This window comes from Methylobacterium sp. B1 (genome assembly GCF_000333255.1).
Taxonomy (GTDB): domain Bacteria; phylum Pseudomonadota; class Alphaproteobacteria; order Rhizobiales; family Beijerinckiaceae; genus Methylobacterium; species Methylobacterium fujisawaense.
The window spans coordinates 1-2818 of record NZ_BACT01000482.1 but is presented as its reverse complement, the minus strand read 5'-3'; the positions used below and the strand labels follow the sequence as shown (position 1 = coordinate 2818).

2 protein-coding genes and 1 pseudogene are annotated in these 2818 nt (G+C 70.4%); 2 read left to right on the top strand and 1 reads right to left on the bottom strand.

The genetic code is table 11. From position 1 onward, the window contains the following. Both I53_RS14160 and I53_RS14155 read left to right on the top strand, forming a co-directional pair. The coding region (locus I53_RS14160; protein WP_043351747.1) for an FdhF/YdeP family oxidoreductase at window positions 1-1768 on the top strand (1768 nt) is incomplete at its 5' end. Then, entirely contained in the window at window positions 1765-2040 is a 276-nt protein-coding gene (locus I53_RS14155) for a hypothetical protein (protein WP_043351746.1), read from the top strand. The genes I53_RS14160 and I53_RS14155, both read left to right, overlap by 4 nt. 92 nt (window positions 2041-2132) lie before the next feature. On the opposite strand, the pseudogene I53_RS14150 reads toward I53_RS14155, so the two are convergent. After that, window positions 2133-2818, bottom strand: a pseudogene (locus tag I53_RS14150) (CoA ester lyase); the annotation flags it as partial.

Genomic DNA, 2818 nt, shown 5'->3' with positions numbered 1-2818 from the left:
CCCCGACTGCTCGAACATGTGCCACGAGGCGAGCGGCGTGGCGTTGATCGATGCGATCGCATCGGCCAAGGGCACGGTCCTGCTGANGGATTCGAGAAAGGCGGACGCGATCTTCTGCGTCGGCCAGAATCCCGGANCCAACCATCCGCGGATGCTCGGCGACCTGCGCCGGGCGGCCGAGCGCGGCGCCCAGGTCGTGGTGCTCAACCCGGTGCGCGAGCGCGGCCTGGAGCGGTTCGCCGATCCGCAGAACACCGTCGAGATGCTCCGCGGCTCGAGCCGCCCCATCGCCAGCCACTATCTGCAGCCGCGCTCGGGCGGCGACATGGCGGCCTTCCGGGGCATCGCCAAGATCGTGTTCGCCCGCGACGCCGAGGCCCTGGCGGCCGGCCGGCCGTCGCTCCTCGACCAGGCCTTCCTGGAGCACCACACCGCCGGTCTCGACGCCTATCGGTCCGCCGTTGAGGCGACCTCCTGGGACGCGATCCTCGACCAGTCCGGCCTCACGATGGACGAGATCGCCGCCATGGCGGACGTCTATCTCGGCGCGCAGCGAGTCATCGCCACCTGGGCGATGGGCGTGACCCAGCATCGGCACTCGGTGGCGACGATCCGGGAGATCGCCAACCTCCTGTTCCTGCGCGGCCATATCGGCCGCCCCGGCGCGGGCCTGTGCCCGGTCCGGGGCCACTCGAACGTGCAGGGCGACCGCACGGTCGGCATCAACGAGCGCCCCTCCGCGTCCTTCCTGGACGCCCTGGAGCAGCATTTCGGCCTCGCCATGCCACGCCGGCACGGCCACAACGTGCTCGCGGCGATCCGCGCCATGCGGGACGGGACGTCCAAGGCTTTCATCGGGCTCGGCGGCAACTTCCTGCGGGCGACGCCCGACACGCCGGTGGTGGCGCAGGCGCTGGCGTCGTGCCGGCTCACCGTCCACATCGCCACGAAACTCAACCACGCCCATCTGGTGCCCGGCGCGGTCGGCTACCTGCTGCCCTGCCTCGGCCGCACCGAGATCGACCGGACCGAAGAGGGCAAGATCCAGATCGTGACCGTCGAAGATTCGATGAGCATGGTCCACGGGTCGGGCGGCATCAACAAGCCGGCCTCGAAGGAGCTGCGGTCCGAGATCGCCATCATCGCCGGGATGGCGCAGGCGACTCTCGGCGCCTCCACCATCGACTGGGCCGGCTTCGCCGCGGATTACGACCGGATCCGCGAGGCGATCGCCGCCACGATCCCGGGCTTCACCGGCTACAACACCCGCGTGCGTAAGCCCCGCGGCTTCATGCTGCGCAACCTCGCCGCCGAGCGGGTGTTCGAGACGGCCACCGGCCGGGCCAATTTCTCGGCGGATGCGCTGCCGGCCGAAACCGAACATCAGGCCGCCCGGAAGGCCCGCGACACGTTCGTGCTGCAGACGTTCCGCAGCCACGACCAGTACAACACCACGATCTACGGGATGGATGACCGCTACCGCGGCGTCTACGGCGAGCGCCGCGTCCTGTTCGCCCATCCGGACGACCTCGCGGCGATCCGCGACCGGCTCGGCGAGCGCGTCGACATCGTGGGCACGCACGACGACGGCATCACCCGCCGCGCGGAGAATTTCCGCCTCGTGCCCTTCGACATGCCGCGGGGATCGCTGGCCGGCTACTATCCGGAGCTGAACGTGCTGGTGCCCCTCTCGACCTTCGGCGAGAAGAGCGACACGCCGACCTCCAAATCCGTGCTGGTGACCCTGCAGGCGCCCGTGGCCGCGTGAGCCAGGGCCCCGACGAGGCGGCGTTCGTCGCCGCCCTCGACCGGGTTTCGGCCGCTCATCCCGGCCTCGACCCGCTGTCGGCGGGTCTCCTGGCGGCGCTGGATCTCGGCCTGCCGGGCGACAGCCGCGCCTTCGCCCGCACCTTCGGGGTGGAGCACGCCCTCGTGCTGCGGTCGCTGGTCGGCCTGGAGGAGGCCGGGCTCGTCGTGGTCACGGCGCGCGACGGGCGCACCCAGCGGACGCGCTACGAATCCGCCGGATGCGCCACGTGATGAACAAGCGCGGACCCGTCATCACGAGGGTCGCGCGATGACCCAGGGCCGCGCGATACGCCAGAGGGTGGCGCTGCGGGCTGGAAGACGGTTCAGAACCCCTTCGCCTTGATCGCCTCAGCCCAGGTGACCGCCCGGCGGTTCACGCCGAGGTGCTGCCGCTCGTAGAGCCGACCCTCCAGCTTGATCGCGCCGCGCTTGGCATATTCCGGGCGCTCGAACGCCTCGATCACCAGCTTGGCCCGGCGCACCTCCTCCTCGGTGGGGGCGAAGGACGTGTTGGCGGGCTCCAGCTGCGTCGGGTGGATCAGCGTCTTGCCGTCGAAGCCCAGGTCGCGGGCCTGACGGCACTCTTCGCGACAGCCTTCGGTATCGGCGATGTCGTTGTACACGCCGTCGAGGATGGCCAAGCCCTCCGACCGGGCCGCGGCCAGCGCCATCATCATCCAGGGCAGCATCGGCACGCGGCCGGGCACGATCTTGGCCCAGGTGTCCTTGGCGAGGTCGTTGGTGCCCAGCACAAGGCAGGTCAGGCGGTTGCGCGGATCGCGCTTGGCCCGTGCGATCTCCTGGATGTTGAGGATCGAGGCCGGCGTCTCGATCATCGCCCAGATCGCGATGCCCTCCGGGGCGTCGAGGGATTCGAGCCGGTCGGCGATGCTCTCCAGCACCGCCGGCGACGAGACCTTCGGCATCAGGATCGCGTTCGGGCTTGACTTCGATGGCGGCGTGGAGATCCGCCTCACCCCAGGGGGTCTGCNGGGCGTTGACCCGGATG